Here is a 17,411-nt window from a genome sequence, read left to right on the forward strand (position 1 = left end):
ATGAGTCTTTTTTCTCTTATTTTTCATTTTTATCTCAATTCATGAAACTAGAAGCATAAAAAAGAGAGTTTTTTCCTATTTAGCTATAATGAGACAAATTTTATACTTATAATTATTGGATTAAACTCGAAATGTGCGGAACAGGAGGAACGATATGGGGTTAGGAAGCGTATTAGACGGACTGCTGGGTGAAGTATCTGGAAGAGTCTCAGATGTAGAAGGGAAAATTTCTAAGCTAAGAACGGCTAAAAGTAAAATTGAGCATGAACAAGCTGTTTCATTAAAAGAAATTGAACACATCAAAAAGCCTGAGCTGGGAGACAAATGGACGGGTACGTTATCGGATGATTTTGACGAAAAACGTACGGCAGCCTACGACAACATAAAAGGCATTTTAGACGGTGATTACGATGGATACATTCGTGAAATTGAAACAAAGATATGGGCGCTAGAAGCTGAAAAAGGAGCTTTGAGTGGCTTGAACGCCGTTATTGGAGAAGCGGATTCTTTATTAGCTAAAGGTGAAGAAGCCTATGACGCAGTAGAAAACAAGATTAGTGAAATTAGAAGGGGGCTGTTTTCATGACAATTAAGCTTGATCACGCTGACGTTATCAAAAAGCTTGAAGCAGTCAGCACAGCGATTGGAAATTTATCCATTAGCAAAATGCCTGACCTTGGAAAAAACAGCCTTGATACTACAGAGAAATGGGAAGCGCGCGAAGAAGAAATTCAAACGCTTATTTCTACTTATATAAAAGCACTAAACAAAAACGTAAAAGATACAAAATCTAATGTAGACTTACTAAAAGAACAAGACGAATCTATTATCCATTCGTAGCAGCAAAGGGGGATGACTGTGGGAAAGGTATACGATGCAAAAGCGCTGTTTGATGTAGCAAAAGACAGGGAAAAAGCCTACGATGAGTTACTCAGTCAGCTGGGTGAACTGAAAAAAGCGCTGCAGGGCGTAGCGGACTTAGAAGGCAGCTTAGAAGGAAAAGGCGCTGACAATATAAAATCTTTTTATAAGCAGCACGCCGATACGGCCGGACAGTGGGAAAACTTAATTAAAATGCAGCAAAGCTATTTTTCAACGCTTCACGTTAAAGCTGAAAAAGCAAAGCTATCAGGAAGCACGATTGTAACTGAATCATTTTTAGAAACAGAGCTAAAAAACGTTAACAGCAATGCTAAAGAAATGGTTGCGCAGCAGCACGACGATCTGCAGAGTATTTTAAACGGCATTGACGACATCGTCTCTATTTCAGCGTTTTCAACGAGTGAGTTTAACGATAAAATAGAAGAAGCAGAGAAAAAACGCACCGATACAATTGAAGCAGTGAACCAGCTTGACGCTGAATGGTCAAAAGAATACAGCGAAATGGACGACTTCTATGCGGTAGTGGATACGCTAGTAAGCGGCTTAGAGCTGGCTACGAGTCAAGGAGGAAGTGTCTATCAGCTTGCCTTTGACGAAAAAGCCTATCACGACAGCGAGCTGTATAAAGTTCAAACAAAGCTAAACGACTATGCAACTTCATATGTTGACTACAACAAGCAGCAAGAAGAAGTATACGAGCTGGAAAAAAAGCAAGAAGAAGAAGCAAACAAGCCGTGGTATGAAAAAACGTGGGACGCGGTTTCTACCTTTACAGGAGAGGTCAGCGGATATTATGATTATAAACGAGCAGCAGAAGGCGTGGACCCTGTTACGGGTGAAAAACTTTCTACCTCACAGCGCGTCGCAGCAGGAGCCATGGCAGCAGCCGGCTTCATTCCGGTTGTCGGCTGGGTAGGAAGAGCCGCAAAAGGCGGAAAAGCCATCTACAAAACGGCTAAAGGCCTAAGCGCAGCGGATCACGCCTTAGACGCCTACAAATCCGCCAAATCCTTCAAAGTCCTGGAGCAAACCGAAAAAGGCCTCTACGGTCTTGTGGCCGCAAACGGCCTAGGAGAATACATGACCGGACGCGACATGTTCGGGAATAAAATCAGTGAAGAGCAGCGTAAAGCAAGCCTTCTGCAAGCATTAGGAATTGCTGGAGCTGGGGCGCTTTCTACGAAGGCAGCGGGGAAAACAGCGAAAGCAGGCGCTAATGCCGTGGCAAACGGAGCGAAGAAACTTAGTGATATGCGGAATGTACTTAGCAAACAAGCGACTCAACGTATTATGCCGCCGCTGCAAAGCGCCCAGAAAGCTTATCGTTCTTCTTCGAATTACGTCAAAAAGAAAATTAGTCAAGCCGGAGATATTAAGCTGGCTCCTAAGAAGGTCCGAGTAGTAGAAGAACCGCTGACTGGAACGCGTATGCCAGTGGTAGATGAGTGGATTACCGGAAAAGATGTTGGGCGGATGTTTTCGGTTCGGAGTGGTGAAACTGGTGAAACGGCTCGGAGAGTTGAAAGTGAATCGGGAGCACGGTACGGTGATCAAAAAATATCTGATAAACTCTATAGTAGATTAAGAAAAGAAACGCCTACTGATGAGCTTAGAGATATGGTGAATGAAGGGGTTGACTTGCCTATGCCTGACCCTGCGCTACCTGGTCTAGAGATTACCAAGAGATTAGAAGCTGATCACATAGTACCTATGAAGAACATTGCGCGTATGGAAGGTTTTGACAAGTTAACTTATGAGCAGCAAGTAGCTTTGTTAAATTATAGGGATAACTTTATAGGATTAAGTAAAATTGCTAATACTTCTAAAGGGTCAAAAACTTATGAGGAATGGGTAATATATAAAAAAAGAAATATTGAGGTTGATCCAACGTTTAGAAAGAAAATGATGGGAATTGAAAAAGAATTGCAAGTGAAAATACAGGGTTTAATAGATGGATTTTTAAAAGAATAGGGAGTTGACAGGGATAATGCTTCAAGATAAATTAGATTTCTTAAATAAATATACACTAAGTAAGAAACTATCTGTGAGCTTAATAGGACCTAATGACATTGATAATATCCAAAAGGATTTAATTCCTGATGAATGGAGAGGAATTTTTAAAGAGAAAGATAAATCTATTAGGATAAGTGAAATATTAAATGTATGGAAAAGATATGTAAGTAGTGAAATGAGCAATACCATATCTTTCCTGAATGAATTTTTAATTGATGTTGAATTAATGGCTATTGGTAATCGATACTCTATGTTGTATTCGGTGAAAAATTCAAGAGGGAAAATTTTATATTATGAAGGTCGAAACCCTAAAGAATACTTTAACAACGAGCAGCTTCAAGAAGATTGGAGTAAAATCCCGGATAAAATTAGAAGCTTTTATGAAAATGTTCATAATGGATTTTACTATTATCCAAGTAAGTCAATGGGGTTAGAGTCACTAGAAGATGTTACGTATCTAGATGATTATGAATGGGAGATTGTTGATGAAATTGGAGAACATAATTTGAGAATTGATTTCACATCTTCTTATGGATTTTTCAGCAATGGAATGGGAACTTATGTAGTAGTTGACTATAAAAACAGTCTGAATGACAATGCTACTTTGTGGTCTTCAAAAGAAGAACCAGAATATAACTTAAATTTCTGGGATGTAGTGGATGAATGGATGGTTATAGGATTTGAATAAATTAATAGAACGTAGATAAAGAAAGTATAATCTACGTTTTATTTCTAAAACATTATTAAAAACCGATTAGATAAAAGATAAGCTTTTTGATTCTAATGAACAGCTTAGAGAAATTCCTAAAGAAAATAACCAAGAACTAGAGTATTCTTTTACGCTAATGTTTAACCAAACTAGAAAATTCTTTATACAATTTGATTGCACGGATTGGTCTAATGCAAATTAGGGCTTCATAGCGCATGAAAAGATGAGAGAGTATAGATATTTAGATGAAGTACCAATAGATGAAAAAACTAAGAGCTTAATAGAACAATATTTAAAAGAGTATCCCAGTAATCCTATTTAAATAATTATTAAAGTTATAAGTAAACACACTGTATTTTGTGAAAATCAGTGTGTTTTTATATTATACAGCAACTAAGACTTTAATTTAAGCCTTTCTCACTGGTGTAAAACTCTTCAAATCTCACCTTACTGTAGCAGCCGCCTTGATAAGGAATAAGGAAGAGCTGCAAACGGCTTAGGAGAATACATGACCGGACGCGACATGTTCGGGAATAAAATCAGTGAAGAGCAGCGTAAAGCAAGCCTTCTGCAAGCATTAGGAATTGCTGGAGCTGGGGCGCTTTCTACGAAGGTAGCGGGGAAAATGGGACAAAGCTGGCGACCAAAGGAACCCAAAAGCTCAACAACATGCGCAACACGCTTCGCACAAGCGCCGTTGCCAACGTCACAAAGCAAGCCTACCAAAGCGTCAAAAACGCACCGGCCTCTTGGACACAGTCGCTACATAAAACGTATAACAACATCCTTCCTAGACAGCAGTATGCCACGACTCATGCCAGATCTTGTGCCGGCAGGTCCAGAACTTGCCCAGCAGACGGTGAGGGAGACCTTGCAAAATGTGAAGAAACAGACGATGCAGATGATATTAGATATGATCGTTATTGTGAAGAAACGAAAAAACCTTTAGATCGTGAAAAATGGGATGTTAGGAATGAGAATCTAAAAAAGATCACAGAGCGTGGTAGAGAAGAAGAAATAAAAGGAAGAAAAGCTTTAGGAGAACATCTTGATCGTAAGCTAGAGAACAATAACGTCGGTGAGGTTGTTACCTATACATCCAGTGAAGGGCATCTTACACGTCCAGACAGTATAGGGCGTAATAGTAAGGGTGAAATTGACTTAGTTCATGATCACAAACACAAAATAAGTGACAAAGAACATGTTATTCATAATGATAGTCAAATGCGAGCTGAAAGAGAACTGGCACAAGGGAAAAATGGTCGTCATGTTGTGACAATATCAAGTGATAAACCTGATTTAAATGGAATTCCTCCTAAGCCAAGACCAAGTGGCCCTTTAGCGAAAGAGAGTGACATTTTCTATACTGATCCAAGCAGTGGTAGAGTAACACATAAATGGGAATATCATCCGGATATCCCTGGTGGAGGTATATGGATAAAAATATAAATAAGTATGTAACTTTACTTTTTAGTACTAAGGGGGATTTAAATGAAACCTAATTATTTTACGATTTCAATGTATCCTACAGTATCTATTAATCAGGAAGAGATACTAGGTCGTCTTTTGGATGTGTTTGAGTCAAATGAAAAATTTGCTCCTACCCATTGGGGTAACTCTGAAACAGTAAAGGTAGAATATAATCTTCGGGAAATTCTAGAAAAAGTGATTTCAGAGCGTAGAGTATCTGAAGTTCACCTGTATCGTGATAAAGCGATGCACTATAAAGGGAGTTTTAAAGTTAACTGGAGTCATAGTTCATATTTGGAGTTTGAGTTCCATAAATCAATACCTAAAAAATTATGGTCTGTTTTTTTTGAGTTATCTGATCAAATCGCAGAAATTGTAAAGCCGCGTTATGGAGTGTCGCAAATTTTTTGGAAAGCATCTTATCCATGGAATACTGAATATGAACGCTTACATATGTGGATGAATATGTCTTCACTACCTATACCGGTCAGGTTTCTTCCTAACGGTCCCTTGGGGGTAGGAGCTAGAACATATTTTAGTGGTCATATTTTAGAAATGTTTGATAAGGAATTCCTACTAAATAGTCCCGCTGTCGTATCAGAATTGGAATGGGGTGGGGTTTGTATGGATCTTTTACAAAATCCATTAGAAGCTGATAGGGATACATTGCTAGATCGGTGGTTACATGTAATGAAATACTTAGAACCAGCTCAAGTAATAGCTGTGCCAAGTTTTCATGAAAGTCGAATGGTTGTCACGTATTCGCCCAATGTTGCTTGGAAGAAGTATCTAGAAAATTAAAGGAAAGGAATTTGTAATCATGGATGAGAAAAGTAATGATCGAATAAGGGTTATGGAAATAGTAAATAGATCTCAATATAATGATGAGGTTATAGATCAGGTAGATATGAGTGATTTAGACCTTAGTTTTTCAGACCTGTCAGAAGTAATGGCAAGGCGTATTATGGCAAAACGTGTTGTGTTGAGAGCCTCTTCACTAATGAGAGCAGCGTTTCATGACTGCGATTTTGAGTTAGCTGATTTCAGAAGTTGTAATTTAGAGGAAATTAACATGGCAGATTGTAGGTTTGGCGAAGCGGATTTTTCTAAAGCAAATATGAAATATGCAAAGATAAATATAAGTAGTTGCTTTGAAACTCGTTTTGACGAAGTTGATTTTTCACATGGAGAATTAGTTGGAACAATTTTAAATCATGCTACATTTCGCCGTGCAGATTTGTCAGGAATTGATGCGGAACAGGCCGACTGTACGGGAACGGATTTCAGCGGTGCCAATCTGACAGATGGTAAATTTGAAAAAGCGCATTTGGAAAATGTGAATTTATCAGAGGTAGATGCTAGAAATGCTAATTTCACAGAAGCAGATTTTACCGGAGCAATCCTTTTAAATGGGGATTTCACAGAAGCGGATTTCAGCGGTGCTAAACTCGACAATGTAGTTTGGACAGGAGCAAATGTAGAAGGAGCTAAGTTTGACGAAAATGTGAAAGAACAAGTGTTGAAAATGATATAGAAGTTGATTTTAAATTGTATGTAAAATTGGCACCTACGTTTTAATGTATGATTTGTCACAGCATGTAAAGGGTGTCACACTCTCACTATAAAACTTGCAAACTTAAAGCACTTAATTGTCTAAGAGAGACGATGAGTGCTTTTTGTATTTCAGTATGAAAGGTGAAATGAACATGATAATTTTATAAGTATGCTAAAGAGAACGGTAAAGCAGTATCTAAAAAGAAATCAATACCCAATTTTGTGAAAAAACAATGGGAAGAAATATGTTGTTGATTCTTATATTCCAGGTGGGGAAATTGTCTCGAGGAAATTCACTCAACTGACTGAAGTACAAGAAAAGACCGCATTAAGTTATTTAAGTGAGTTTACTAAAAAATACTATTATGGTAAATTTAACCTAAATTCTTTAAAAGGTGTTCGAGTAGAGTGAGAATTAATTTTGGAATTTAGTGTTCAAACAAAGCCAGTTCCACAAAAAATCATTAAAGACCATTGGTCGATACGAAAACAAAATGTATTGAAGTAATATGACAGGTGAAAAGTCGAAAACTCATGATTTTAAATATACTGACTAGCTTAAATAGACCCGAAAACTGATGAATACTGGAAATCACCTATTGGTTTCTACAATAGTCTACTGGAAGCAAATAAATATAGTTTAATAAATGAATTTAAGCGGATAAATAGGAGGGATTCTAAGTGGATAAGTTGTCTTTTCTACAACAATACAGAAAAAGTATTGAGCTTGTATCTAATGAAGACTTACTAAATATTGAGAAAGAGAACATCCCGGAAGAATGGATGGAAGTATTTATAGAAACTGATAAGACTGAAAGGAAAGATAAACTAATTGCTTTATGGAATCGGGTATGTGAAAAAGAATTAAGTCATACGATTTCATATTTAAAAGAGAATTTAGTAGATGTTGAAATCATTATAGATAATGGACAGTACGCCATTCTATATAGCGTGAAGAGTGAAAATGACGAAATTCTTTATTATGAAGGGGGAATACCAAATAAATCAATTTACGGTTTAGACATGCAACAAGCCTGGTCAAGTGTTCCGCAATCTATTGTTAAATTTTATGGAAAGTTACATAATGGCTTTTATTATATGCCAAGTCGAGCAATGGGTCTAGTACCGTTAGAGAGAGTAACTTATTTTAAAGAAGGTGAATGGGGGATTCTTGATGATTTAGAGCATCCATTAGAAATCAATCTTGATACCACTTATGGATTTTTTGAGAATGGTATGGGTGGATACGTTGCGGTAGATTTGAACAATTGTACGGATAATAGAGCAACACTGTGGTTCACCAATGACCAGCCTGAATATAGTGTTGATTTCTGGGATATTGTAGATGAATGGATTTTAATAGGGTTACAAGATAATTAAAAAATAATGTGTAAATAGACTAAGTAAGTTTATATAGCATATAGCACTTGATTGTCCATAAAAGGAAGCAGGTGCTTTCTTTTATTTGAGCGTAACAATCAGTACAATCATAGAAAAGTTCAAAAATGAATTACGTGTACGTTTAAAAAAATGGAAAGATTATTAAATAAACATAAGGAGGATTTTATAGGAAATAAATCCATTCATAATTTGCAAAGTGAACAAAAAGTTGGGGTTGTTTTAATTGTTGCTGAAAGAGTATTTTCTGTAATAAGTAAAGGTGATGAAAGATATCCAGCAGGTAGAGAAGCGTTAGACAAATGTTGGTTATGGGGTGAATCTCATACTGTAACTGGAGATGAACTCTATGAGCTTATTGATAATGCAGACTATACAGGGATCTCAGAATTTGCTGAGGAAGAAGAAGACTTGAATATGGCTAGGCTATGGTCACTACTAGTGGATGCCGTCGCTTATACATCTTGGAAAGCTTATAAAAACGAAAAAGTAAAATATGTACCCCAAGCATTGGAAGGTATCGGTGCAGATAGTATCACTGTCTTTTTGAATAGCGCAGTTGAAACCGGTTTTATCACAGTAGAGGAAATTGAAAGAATGGAATTAGTTCTTTATGATTATGAGTGTACAAGCAATGAAACCCCAATAAAAAGAGAAGACTTTATAAAATTATTCTAAAAGTGCATTAAACCTAAGGAATAAAAAACATTGTGAAATATAGAAATACTGATATGAACAAGTTCTATCAAGAACGTCAAAGAATATTGGGTAAGGAAACTCCAACAAGAAACTGAGATTAAAAACAATTAAATAATGCTCATACTAATTAAAGATTATGAAATGAGTTTTACAAGTATAGAAAATTAAAGGTGATTAAATGAAGGTATTTGAAGATTTTTTTCAGAATTACAAACAGACATGGTAGCTATTTGTTTAGAGTATGTCGAAAATAAAGCAGATGAAATCTATATCTATTGTTCATACGAGCCAAAAATGTATGTTTTTGATTTTTTCTTTAAAATTAATGAAAAGGTAGTCCATAAACATCAACTAAATGAGGCCAAACCTGAATTAAATGGTCAAGGCAATCTAGTTTATGATGTTTCAAGAGAAAGACAGAAGGCTGCTTTGAAAATCGGTAATGAAAACTTGAAATTTATTCATAAGAAATGCGAAGAATTTGATAGGGACATGCCAACCGAAATAAAACTTTTTTATGATGTGAAGCAGAATAGGGTAAAAGCAAACTATAGATATGACTTAATTTATACAAATGATGACGAACTATTACCTGATGATCTTTTTGATTGTTGGTTCGAAGAAGTAAGAGAAAGTTATTTGTAAACTAGATCTTGATGGGCTAATGCTTTTCAAAGTTTTTACTTTAATTAATATTAAACCGCTCTAAAGTTTGGGTGAAATAATGAGTAAAGTAAAAGGTGCTTTTTACGTTTTAGGATAGGAATCAATAGATCTGGTCAAATTTTATAAGTGCAAAACTATTAAATAACAATGTATCTTTAGTCTTAACAAGTCACCCCATTTTATTAAGGAGAATGTAAATGAAAATGGAATTAAATATCCAACAAATAGTTGGAGAATATAGAGTGAAAAGTGATCAGTTATTTGAACAGAAAAATTATCAAAAATCTGTTGATGTATTAATCAAAGGCTGGGAAGAAATTCCGCTTCCAAAAGGGTTATATAGTGATACTTATGAGGTGGTAAAAGATATCATTGATACCTTTATCATAATAAATGACTATGAAAGTGCCCAGTTTTGGCTAACTCATCTATACTCATCAGGCTTTAAACGATTTGATGATGGTGAAAAAGAGTTTGTTTCAGGCGTTATTTATTATGAATTGGGATCCCTTTTAATTGCCAAAGAGTTTTTTGATATAGCTAATCGAAAATCAGAAGGAAGATTATTTGAAGGGAAAGATACGAAATACATAAAATTACTCAAAAGGTAACCATGTATGAAGGAGGATCACCCAATCAAATAAATCGATTTAATAATTTGAGCAAGGATGCTAAAGTCGAGTATCTATTGTTACTATCTAATTTACTATTACACTTCATCATAATGTTAAGGAGGTATACAAATGGAATGTAAGGATGGATCAATCATTTATCCCTTGCCGGACGATACTGTGCTTTCTGAAAAGGAAGGTAAATGGAGAATAAATTTACCAGAAACGTATAAAGAATTTGTAAAAAATATAATGGTGGCGCTCCTATAAAGAATCGTTTTAAGTGCAGTAACTATATGTATATGATTGATAGGTTTTTAAACATAACTGGGGAGAGAGATGATGAGTATTACGATATAGGAGTGGTTAGAACACAATTTGACGAAAGAATTGTTTTTGATGAAAATTTAGTAGGTACGGAACTGCTACCAATAGCTGTTTTGTTTGCAGGTGACTTTGTGTGTTTAGATTATAGAGGTTCAAGAGATAACCCTAGCGTTTGCGTAGTGGTCACGGTCAAATAGTAAATGTTGATTCAATTAATTATAAAAGGGTGATACGAATGCAGAAAATCGTAGAATTATTTCATGATATAGATTGTACGTTGTCTCCCATGATAAGTTTTTATAGCGCTTTATCAGATCAAAAATTTTTAAAAGTCTTACACTATTTTTCAGAGGAAACTGGTTATGGAAATGAGTACCACATTTGTACATTTTCAGGTGACTTAGAGCCGTGGGAAGAGGGTTATGTTGAAAACGGAATTGAATTTCTAGACGGTACGGGTGACACTGACAAAAGTGTTATTGTCGATTATGAAACGTTTTTAACTTACTTGCACAAAATCTGCCGCGTATATATTGAAGATCATGCCCATGATAAAGAAAAAGTGATGGCTCTTTTACATAAAATCAAACAAAATTATAGTATCGAAGACTAGTAGGAGTACATAAAGAAGCCACGAATCGAGTCTTGCTATAGACAATAAGCTCCCCACACTACAGCGCATTACACCAAGCAGAGAGACGATATATTTTGGAGAGAATTCTACAAGGTAGAAAGTAGAGGGAAAACGAAAAATGGAAATAACTCAAATGACAAAAGCTATTAGAGGTGATATAAAAGGTGGTCACTTAAATAAGGTGAGAGACTTACTTGAGAAAGAGCCAGAAATGTTAACATGGGTCACACCTTTTGGCACATGGCTACATGTAGCGACAGCTCATGGTCATTTAGAAATCGTCCAGTACCTTATTCGTGCTGGAATAGATGTTAATGCACAAGGAGGAACTTTTTCTGCCAATGCCTTAGAAAGAGCGGCTGCAAAAGGACATATAGATATTGCTAAGTATCTTATTAACCATAATATTGAAATTGATATCAGTGAACCAGATAAAAATCCGCTGTTTGCTGCCATATATAACGGTCATTTTGAGATGGTTAAACTGTTAGTTGAGAATCATATTAATATATCGATTACATACTCTGGTGAAAATATGAAAGAGATGGATGCTTATGCATTTGCGATTGAACGAGGACAAATAGAAATTGCTGAATATTTAAAGAGAAAGTTGAAATAGATAATTTACTTAGCGAAAGCAGGTGTAATGATGGTAGGCTCAAGAAACCTTATGAATAGTATATGGTTTGGTGAAAAGACCACTTTATCTCAAGCTGAAATAAAAGAACATCTATTGAAAAGCCATACAGAAAGGGACATTTTATTTAATTTAATCGAGTTATATAAAATAGGGGATTTTACTCAAAAGCCGCTATTAATTCAATTGATGAACGGGACTCAAGATGAAGCGGTTTTGAATTTGTGTATAAGGGTCTTTTTCGCTATCGCAACACATGACGACTTAAGAGATTCAAATAATCTGCGATTTTTGAGTAAAAGTACTGAAGAAACGGTTGATACGTTTGCATCAGCAGCGATAACATCATTTTCTCTTGAAGTAGTTCCGTATTTATTGGCTTTGCTTGAAGACTGGAATGAAATTGACGATACGGCTATTATCATAAAGGATTCGCTTGATTTTTCCCTTGACTATGAAGCGAAAATCGGAGAAGAGGCGACTGCCGAGGAAATAGGAGACTATTATGTTGAGTATTGCGATGAGAATGATCCAGAAAGTTATTACTTTCAACAAAATTTAGCTTTTCCCGGAGACTTAGCACAAAAATTAGTCCAAAGAGCGATGAGTGCAGCACATAACGAAGAACCATTAAAAACTGGGAAAAAGGACAAAAGTATTTTTATGGGTATAAGCTATAGAAAGCAACCTTACGTATTGTCCAAACGCAATATATTTGGCAACAAAATTAGTGAAAAAAGAAAGGGAAGAATAATTGAAAAAATTCATTAAAAATATAGGGGATAAAGTAGTCGTAGTTCAAGCAGAACACGAATTAAAAATGCAGGTTCAGATTCTATTTCGTATCTTTGAAACGATAGAAAGAGAAAAATGGACTGATGGCTTTTCGATACAAATAGGATGGTCGAACTTTATTGTTTCTGTAAAGAATGAAGAGTATTACATTCTTTCACCGGACTATTCAGGGAATCCCTTTGAGGATTATACAGAAGATTTAACGCTTGCTCTATGGGCGCAGTTGGAACAAGTTCACTTTTTGCGCAAGTTAAACATGAAAAATGGTGAAGGCGTCAGCTTTAGAGATAAAGTCGTGGTAGCTAAAAATATACTAGAAGTAGATAGTATTTACTTACAAAGAAGCGGCGGAGCTGAACGAGGAGATTCTGGCTGGTACATAGGGCCGGTAAATGAAGAAGATGATACAGAAGAGCTTGAGGCTTTTTATGTTTATCAATTATTAAAGATTCGTCCATCCCTTATTCAAGTTTTAGCTTTACCATACGAATATATGGTGATTTTTGAAAGAGATCAAGTGAAGGCAATATTAAATGAAAGAGATGAAGATATTTTGAGTGGAGGAAGAAATGATACAAATTGACCCTGAAAAGCAAGTGAGAATTGAGAAATATAAGACCAAAAGCGATGAATGCTTTGAAAATAATGATTACGAAACATCTATAGATTTATTGGTACAAGCTTGGGGTGAAATTCCACAGCCTAAAGGGTTATATCCTGACACTTACAGTATTGTACGGGATATTCTTGATACATTTACAGTGATAAAGAATTACAAAAGCGCTAAGCAATGGTTAAATCATTTATATACATCGGATTTTGAAAGAATAGATGACGGAGAGCGTGAATTTTTATCAGGAACTATTTATTATGAGTTGGGCGAATTAAATGTCGCAAAAGAATTTTTTGATATTGCTAATAAAAAGTCAGAAGGAAGATCGTTCGAAGGGCAAGATGTCAAATATATAAAGCTGCTAAAAGGATGATGAAGATGAAGCCTTATTATTTCAGTAGGGAGATGCTGTAATGGAAATGAACGATCAACTTCACCAGCAAATTGTCAAGTTATGTGAAGAAGGTGATCGATTTGCTGAACTGCAACAAATGAGTGAAGCGATTGTTTTTTATCAACGAGCACTTGAATTAGTTCCAGAGCCAAAGGAAGAATGGTCAGCGGCTACGTGGATTTACGGCACTTTAGGTGATACATACTTTTCAATAAAAAACTATGAAGACGCTATACACAGCTTAGAATGTGCCTTAAATTGTCCTGAGGGGAAAGGAAATCCTTTTCTGTTGTTGCGGTTAGGGGAAAGTTTTTATGAGCTTGGAGAGTTTGAAAAAGCAAAAGCGTATTTGTACAAGGCTTATCAAATTGAAGATTATAAAATCTTTTTTCAGGAAGATGATAAATACTTTAAACTTATTATAGAGTTAATTTAAATAGAGAAAAATACAGTTTAAGTGAAGAGTAAAACCCTCAGTAGAGCAGGCTATTGAGGATTTTTGATTTTAATGCATATGAGTAGGGCGTGTGAACGAATATGCTGAAATAGAGTAAGAGTTTAATAGAGCACTATTTAAAAGAATATCCACATAATCCTATTTAAATCATTAGAAGAATTCTGGAAGGGATTTCAGAAGACTAAAGGAATCTCTCTGATACTATAAACTGGTGAAGAAGCCGTATGAACAAAAATATCTTAGGAGGTTTCTATGGATAATAAGGAAAAAGCAGTTAAAACCTATGATCTCATTAAGAATGGTGATACAGAACAAGCAAAAGAGATTCTGATTACAGATAAAACGCTGCTTGAGTTTATAACTCCTTTTGGAACGTGGCTACACGTGGCTGCTAGAGCTGGTAGTCTTGACATGGTAAAGTTCCTAGTTGAATACGGGATGTATATTAACATAAATGAAGGTGTACCAAAGTCAGCGCCAATTGCACATGCAGCGAGTGTAGGTGAATTTAGCATAGTTCAGTACTTATACGATAGAGGTGCAATGTTAGATGTAAGCGATTCGAGTAGAAATCCTTTATTTTCAGCGGTTTATGGTGGTCATCTTGATATTGTAAAATACCTTGTTCAGAGTGGTATTGATATTACTGTAAAGTATACGGGGGATACGATGAAAGATATAGATGCCTATGAATTTGCGATTGAACGAGGACAAATAGAAATTGCTGAATATTTAAAGCAGAAGGTGGATAGTAAATGGAATTAAAGCTTAATGATATTTATCAAAAGGTGGCCGATAATTTAAAGGAAATGATACAAGAAGGCTGGCGAGAAATCTATTTGTATGCAGAAGTAGGAGAAGGTTCTCAAACAACGTATTTCTTTTATTATCCAAAAGGAAGCGATGAACCTATATATAGTCATGATATACCTGAACTATTTGATGTGTCAGAACAGAGCTACTTAGTGTTATTAGATAAACAGTTAGAGTGCTTTCGTGAGTTGTTAGATGTATTTATAGAAAACAAGCAGGAGATATGGACAAGTTTAACTTTGCATTTAGGTCATGATGGGAAATTTGAGATAGACTACGGGTATGAAGATATTCTTACTGTTGACCCGTATGAACAACAGGTGATTTGGGAGTATAAGTACTTAGGGATTATTTCAGAAGATGAATATGATAAAAAGATCATAAAAAAATTTCTTTCCTAATCATAGAAGAGCAAAAGATATATGGACGGAGGCGTTAAGCTCATCATAGTGAGAGAAGTGGAAACGGAGTTTAAGAATGACTAATACTAATTTCAATAGTTTAACAGAACATGATAAAGTGATATTTTTTCTGGCACTTTCAGAAAAAGTAGTACCGGTACTTTCTCGTACGGAAGATCAAATTTCAGTCCGGAAAGTTATATGTAAATGCTGGGAATGGTTAAAAGACAAAGAAAATAGTGGAGATACTCTTTATGAATTATTAGATCACGAGGGAAATGGTATCACAATAATTCAAGAGATGTCAGATAATAAAACAGATGTTATAGCCTGGGACTGTATTATTGATGCAGTTGCTTATACTAGTAGAAAAGCATTTGAAAGAAAAGGCGTCGAATATTATCCCGAACCCATTGCTTTAGTTGATGATACATTAGTAGAGCATTTTGTAAATGGTTTTGAAAGATGTATAGAGAATGCGAATAGTTACATAGAAAGATTAACTTCTTTATTAAATGATGATACGAATAGAAAAACAGTGAATGATCTGCGAACAAAAGTGTTAAAAGAACTACAAATACGACAGTAATTTTAATTGACCACAACTATTTAAAAGTAAAAACGGTAGAAACAGCTAAATTATTGAGGGAGATGTCTACATTAAAACAAGGCAATAATGGGCAACTAAATTAAGGGGGATATGATTTGGAAAAAAACAGCGTCAATAAGGCAATAAGAAATGCAATTAAACGTGGTGACATTAACTCAGTCAAAGAATTAATAGGTAGTAATAAAACAATTCTACACACCATGACTCCATTTGGTAGCTGGTTGCATATAGCAGCAAAAAAAGGACAGATGGACATAGTAGAGTATCTAGTGCATAAAGGAATCGATGTAAATATAAAAGGTGATATATTTGATGCTTCTCCCTTACGAGTGGCAGCAGGTGAGGGGCATGTAGAAATAGTACAGTATTTAATCCAATCTGGAGCAGAATTAGATGTAAGCTCGGCAAAAAGAAATCCATTGTTCGCAGCAATTTACGGTGGTCATAAAAAAATAGTTGAATATCTAGTTGATCAAGGTATAGATATTTCCATTCGATATACGGGGGAGAATATTAAGGATATGGATGCGTACCGATATGCTAAGGAATTTGGACAAACAGAAATTGCTGAATATTTAATACGAAAGCTAAATGAAAAAGTATAAAAGAGAGTATTTGAAGACTAATTAAATCTTATACAACAGGTCACAAAGCTAATAAAAGAAAGGAGGTCCACCTCATGCTAGAACCCATATATGCTGAAAACGTAATTGTCGGAGTTATACATAAAAAGCAGTTTCAATGGTATGTAACCGATCGAGAGCTATGGTATTTAGATTATGTAAAGTTTGCACAAGCTTTTGAAAGTGAAGGCGATTCAGCGGTTGATGAATATATTGAACCTGAACGAAAAGGAATGGAGGTTCTCAGCAGTGAAAATGCTGAGCTTTTTTTAAAACGTATAGAGTCATATAAAGTAGATGCAGCTACTCTTTTAAAGCTGTTTGAAGATAAAATAGAAAGCGGAGATGGAGAAGACGTATTAGATTTTAGCCCTTCGTTTTTGGTGGATTTTGATCAAAAGACTTTCTACTCACTGTTTCCTGAGCCGGCTTCATTTGAAGAATATGTTCCAAGCGATTGGAAAGGAACGTATGAAGACTTTACAGGTTTGATTCCAAAAATAGAAAAGTATTGGGTAAATAAGGACGGAGAAAATTTATTTGAGCTGTGAAAGTAAACAGAGCATGGAGGGATAACGTTGTTTCGTGTTCAAACATTAATTAAGCGTCCAGATATTTTGATTACCGATTTATCATCTCTATATGAAAAGGAATCTACCTATTTTATCGAGATATCAAATGAAGCAGAACTCGTTCGTTACGGTAATCAGCTTGATTTTACTTGCCTTGAAGGAGCTATTAAGCTCGAATACTACGGTGAGCCGCTTCTTGATGCATCTGCATGGGACGTTATAGATGGGATGTGGCTTTATTTGTTGAATGCAATGGAGAGTTTAAAAGAGACCGGGTATGGAGAGATGAATTTTCCAGATCAAGCTTTAGCATTAACCTTAAAATCGGCTTCTGAACAGTTTATACTGTATACCTTGCATACATCTCCTCCCGTAAAAGCAGTGCTTCCGAAACAAGACTTTTTTATGATGGTGTTAGGAGGAGCGGAGCAGTTTTTTAAAACGATGGAGAGATGTTTTAAAGGGAACTTTCAGTATTTCAATGAAATCAAACGTATTGAAGCGTTAAAAAGGCAGTAAGGAAGACGAGGTTA

The 17,411-nt window shown here is 35.6% G+C and carries 25 protein-coding genes and 1 pseudogene; all 26 read left to right on the forward strand.

Going from position 1 to position 17,411, the window contains the following annotated elements; all coding sequences use genetic code 11:
• The first annotated feature begins 154 nt into the window (after positions 1-154).
• The 26 genes and pseudogenes from AC1DEF_RS06320 to AC1DEF_RS06445 all read left to right on the forward strand — a co-directional run bounded on the left by AC1DEF_RS06320 (position 155) and on the right by AC1DEF_RS06445 (position 17,397).
• Positions 155-586 carry a YwqH-like family protein gene (locus tag AC1DEF_RS06320; RefSeq protein ID WP_013057382.1) on the forward strand — a complete coding sequence of 144 codons (432 nt, stop codon included), beginning with the start codon at positions 155-157 and terminating at the stop codon, positions 584-586.
• A complete protein-coding gene (locus tag AC1DEF_RS06325; RefSeq protein ID WP_013083474.1) occupies positions 583-840 on the forward strand; it encodes a YwqI/YxiC family protein in 258 nt (85 codons plus the stop codon). The genes AC1DEF_RS06320 and AC1DEF_RS06325 overlap by 4 nt, the downstream gene beginning before the upstream one ends.
• Positions 841-858: 18 nt before the next feature.
• Positions 859-2,853 carry a ribonuclease YeeF family protein gene (locus AC1DEF_RS06330; RefSeq protein WP_097823205.1) on the forward strand — a complete coding sequence of 665 codons (1,995 nt, stop codon included), beginning with the start codon at positions 859-861 and terminating at the stop codon, positions 2,851-2,853.
• 16 nt (positions 2,854-2,869) lie between these two features.
• Positions 2,870-3,583, forward strand: a complete 714-nt coding sequence (locus AC1DEF_RS06335; protein ID WP_047931478.1) for a hypothetical protein — start codon at positions 2,870-2,872, stop codon at positions 3,581-3,583.
• Between the two features lie 70 nt (positions 3,584-3,653).
• Positions 3,654-3,806, forward strand: coding sequence for an immunity protein YezG family protein (locus tag AC1DEF_RS06340; RefSeq protein WP_137738957.1), 153 nt, complete (start codon positions 3,654-3,656; stop codon positions 3,804-3,806).
• 467 nt (positions 3,807-4,273) lie between these two features.
• Positions 4,274-5,053, forward strand: coding sequence for an ADP-ribosyltransferase (locus AC1DEF_RS06345; protein WP_255255692.1), 780 nt, complete (start codon positions 4,274-4,276; stop codon positions 5,051-5,053).
• 42 nt (positions 5,054-5,095) lie between these two features.
• A complete protein-coding gene (locus AC1DEF_RS06350) occupies positions 5,096-5,875 on the forward strand; it encodes a hypothetical protein (RefSeq protein WP_097823206.1) in 780 nt (259 codons plus the stop codon).
• A 19-nt stretch (positions 5,876-5,894) separates the two neighbouring features.
• Positions 5,895-6,608, forward strand: coding sequence for a pentapeptide repeat-containing protein (locus tag AC1DEF_RS06355; protein ID WP_097823207.1), 714 nt, complete (start codon positions 5,895-5,897; stop codon positions 6,606-6,608).
• 701 nt (positions 6,609-7,309) lie between these two features.
• On the forward strand, positions 7,310-8,008 hold the full coding sequence (locus AC1DEF_RS06360) for an SMI1/KNR4 family protein (protein WP_097823208.1): 699 nt from the start codon (positions 7,310-7,312) through the stop codon (positions 8,006-8,008).
• Between the two features lie 150 nt (positions 8,009-8,158).
• Positions 8,159-8,704 carry an Imm6 family immunity protein gene (locus tag AC1DEF_RS06365; RefSeq protein ID WP_255255693.1) on the forward strand — a complete coding sequence of 182 codons (546 nt, stop codon included), beginning with the start codon at positions 8,159-8,161 and terminating at the stop codon, positions 8,702-8,704.
• A 240-nt stretch (positions 8,705-8,944) separates the two neighbouring features.
• Positions 8,945-9,370 carry a DUF600 domain-containing protein gene (locus AC1DEF_RS06370; protein WP_141425867.1) on the forward strand — a complete coding sequence of 142 codons (426 nt, stop codon included), beginning with the start codon at positions 8,945-8,947 and terminating at the stop codon, positions 9,368-9,370.
• 218 nt (positions 9,371-9,588) lie between these two features.
• Complete coding sequence (locus tag AC1DEF_RS06375; RefSeq protein ID WP_097823209.1) at positions 9,589-10,002, forward strand: hypothetical protein; 414 nt, start codon at positions 9,589-9,591, stop codon at positions 10,000-10,002.
• A gap of 132 nt (positions 10,003-10,134) precedes the next feature.
• A complete protein-coding gene (locus AC1DEF_RS06380; protein WP_255255694.1) occupies positions 10,135-10,272 on the forward strand; it encodes a hypothetical protein in 138 nt (45 codons plus the stop codon).
• 26 nt (positions 10,273-10,298) lie between these two features.
• On the forward strand, positions 10,299-10,526 hold the full coding sequence (locus tag AC1DEF_RS06385; protein WP_255255695.1) for an SMI1/KNR4 family protein: 228 nt from the start codon (positions 10,299-10,301) through the stop codon (positions 10,524-10,526).
• Between the two features lie 38 nt (positions 10,527-10,564).
• Entirely contained in the window at positions 10,565-10,942 is a 378-nt protein-coding gene (cdiI, locus tag AC1DEF_RS06390) for a ribonuclease toxin immunity protein CdiI (RefSeq protein ID WP_097823210.1), read from the forward strand.
• A 139-nt stretch (positions 10,943-11,081) separates the two neighbouring features.
• Positions 11,082-11,582, forward strand: coding sequence for an ankyrin repeat domain-containing protein (locus tag AC1DEF_RS06395; RefSeq protein WP_097823211.1), 501 nt, complete (start codon positions 11,082-11,084; stop codon positions 11,580-11,582).
• 30 nt (positions 11,583-11,612) lie between these two features.
• Positions 11,613-12,280, forward strand: a pseudogene (gene imm47, locus AC1DEF_RS06400) (Imm47 family immunity protein).
• Positions 12,281-12,354: 74 nt separating this feature from the next.
• Positions 12,355-12,978, forward strand: a complete 624-nt coding sequence (locus tag AC1DEF_RS06405; RefSeq protein ID WP_097823212.1) for an immunity protein Imm33 domain-containing protein — start codon at positions 12,355-12,357, stop codon at positions 12,976-12,978.
• Complete coding sequence (locus AC1DEF_RS06410) at positions 12,965-13,381, forward strand: hypothetical protein (protein WP_097823213.1); 417 nt, start codon at positions 12,965-12,967, stop codon at positions 13,379-13,381. The genes AC1DEF_RS06405 and AC1DEF_RS06410 overlap by 14 nt, the downstream gene beginning before the upstream one ends.
• 40 nt (positions 13,382-13,421) lie before the next feature.
• Positions 13,422-13,838 (forward strand): tetratricopeptide repeat protein, encoded by a 417-nt coding sequence (locus AC1DEF_RS06415; RefSeq protein WP_097823214.1) that lies wholly within the window; start codon positions 13,422-13,424, stop codon positions 13,836-13,838.
• A 273-nt stretch (positions 13,839-14,111) separates the two neighbouring features.
• A complete protein-coding gene (locus tag AC1DEF_RS06420; protein WP_097823215.1) occupies positions 14,112-14,624 on the forward strand; it encodes an ankyrin repeat domain-containing protein in 513 nt (170 codons plus the stop codon).
• Positions 14,615-15,073 carry an antitoxin YezG family protein gene (locus AC1DEF_RS06425; protein WP_097823216.1) on the forward strand — a complete coding sequence of 153 codons (459 nt, stop codon included), beginning with the start codon at positions 14,615-14,617 and terminating at the stop codon, positions 15,071-15,073. Before AC1DEF_RS06420 ends, AC1DEF_RS06425 begins: the two co-directional genes overlap by 10 nt.
• 76 nt (positions 15,074-15,149) lie before the next feature.
• On the forward strand, positions 15,150-15,662 hold the full coding sequence (locus AC1DEF_RS06430; protein WP_097823217.1) for an Imm6 family immunity protein: 513 nt from the start codon (positions 15,150-15,152) through the stop codon (positions 15,660-15,662).
• Positions 15,663-15,778: 116 nt separating this feature from the next.
• The gene (locus AC1DEF_RS06435) at positions 15,779-16,288 is read left to right on the forward strand and encodes an ankyrin repeat domain-containing protein (protein WP_097823218.1); all 510 of its coding nucleotides are present in this window, start codon (positions 15,779-15,781) and stop codon (positions 16,286-16,288) included.
• Between the two features lie 74 nt (positions 16,289-16,362).
• On the forward strand, positions 16,363-16,857 hold the full coding sequence (locus tag AC1DEF_RS06440) for a hypothetical protein (protein WP_097823219.1): 495 nt from the start codon (positions 16,363-16,365) through the stop codon (positions 16,855-16,857).
• 27 nt (positions 16,858-16,884) lie between these two features.
• Positions 16,885-17,397 (forward strand): hypothetical protein, encoded by a 513-nt coding sequence (locus AC1DEF_RS06445; protein WP_097823220.1) that lies wholly within the window; start codon positions 16,885-16,887, stop codon positions 17,395-17,397.
• Positions 17,398-17,411: the final 14 nt, after the last annotated feature.

The organism is Priestia sp. 10L35 (genome assembly GCF_056395685.1).